The 1573-nt window shown below is 74.8% G+C and carries 2 protein-coding genes; both read right to left on the bottom strand.

Going from position 1 to position 1573, the window contains the following annotated elements; translation table 11 throughout:
* Nucleotides 1-407, bottom strand: a 407-nt coding sequence (locus MXD58_RS27245) for an AfsR/SARP family transcriptional regulator (RefSeq protein WP_250610819.1), incomplete at its 3' end; no start/stop codon positions are given.
* Between the two features lie 108 nt (nt 408-515).
* The coding region (locus tag MXD58_RS27240; protein WP_250610796.1) for an FAD-binding oxidoreductase at nt 516-1573 on the bottom strand (1058 nt) is incomplete at its 5' end.

Genomic DNA, 1573 nt, shown 5'->3' with positions numbered 1-1573 from the left:
GCCGCGGCGCGGTCGGCGGCCTGCACCGCCCGGCGCCAGTCCCCGGCGTCGGCGGCCGACTGGGCCTGCTCGCAGTCCCGCTCGAACAACCGAAGATCGATGTCGGCGGCCGGCACGTCGGCGAGGTAGCCGGGGTTGCGCCGCACGATCGGCGAGGTGGCGTTCGCGTCGTCGCGCAGCAGCCGGCGCAGGTTGGAGATGTGGGCGTGCAGGCTGGACAGCATGCTCGGCGGATGCTCGTCACCCCAGGTCGCGTCGGCCAGCCGGTCGATGGAGACCACCCGGGGGGCAGCCAGCAGCAGCACGGCGAGCACCGCGCGCTGCTTCGGCCCACCGAGCGGCACGGGCTGGCCGTCCCGGCGGACCTCGATCGGCCCGAACAGCCGGTAGAGGGACATGCGTTTCATCATGCCGCCGCGCGGCTGGTCCCAGAACGGTTCGGTGGTGGCCGGCGCCGCCGCGACGCCGCCGGCCACCACGTCCATGATCATGCCCGTGACCTGCCCGTTCGCCGTTCAGGACTGGACGAGGCCGGCGGCCGCCCGGATCGGCCGAGCGGCGGCCATCCGGGCGTTCGGGTCATAGCTCGCGGTGAGCGTCGCGAGCCGGGCGAGCGTCGCCGGGTCGTACTTGCCAGCGACGATCACCGGGTCGGCGCTGACGCCGAAGTTCGGCGTCGACAGCCCGCCCGACCAGGGCTCCATCGCCGCCAGCAGCGCCGCGGCGTCGGCCGCAGTGGATTCGACCACCGGCGGCGCGGCCAACCCGATCGTCAGCAGCGAGTACGCGGCGTCCCGGTGACAGACGGCGCTCGGGTGCTGGGGTTCGCGGGCGAGCGCGCCGCCGAGCAGCCGCAGTTCGACGATGACCTGCGGGCTGGACGCGTCCGGTCCGGCGAACCGCAGCAGAGTCGTGACGGCCGTGTCCGGCAGCTCCCGCAGCAGCACCGCCCGCTCGTGGACCGGCATCGGGTCGACCGGGTCGGCGTGGATCATGCCGAGGGCGGGGAAGGGCAGCTCCCCCAGCCCACCAAAGATCACCGGCGCCAGGTCGCGCAGGGGCGCGGCGACCCGCTCCCCCTCGGCCGGATCGCCGACCCAGGCGAAGCGCACCGCGACGGTGCATCGCCCGGCCAGCGGCGGCGGCACGCTGGGCAGCGGCGGCAGCCGCAGGATCGCCAGTGACGTCGATGCCTGCTCCGCCAGCCCGGTCGACCAGGTCTTCCAGGCCGACAGCAGGCGGTCCGCCGCGGCACCGTCGAAGTACAGGCAGCCGCCGTAGATCGTGTCGAGCTCGATCAGCTCGAACTCGACCGCGGTGACGATCCCCAGCGCGCCCTTGCCGCCCCGCAGCCCCCAGAACAGCGCCGGGTTCTCGGTGGGCGTGACGCGGCGCGGCTCGCCGTCGCCGGTGACGACGTCGAAGGCGGTCACACGATCGCTTCCGTAGCCGAAGGTCCGGGCGACCGGCGACAGGCCGCCGCCGGTGAGGTAGCCGACCACCCCGACGTGCGGGGCGGAGCCGGCGAGCGCGCCGAGGCCGAACTCGCCGGCCGCGTCGAGCACCTGCTGCC

Origin of the sequence: Frankia sp. AgKG'84/4, from assembly GCF_023242965.2 — a bacterium.
GTDB lineage: Bacteria > Actinomycetota > Actinomycetes > Frankiales > Frankiaceae > Frankia.
This window is presented reverse-complemented; position numbering and strand designations above follow the sequence as displayed.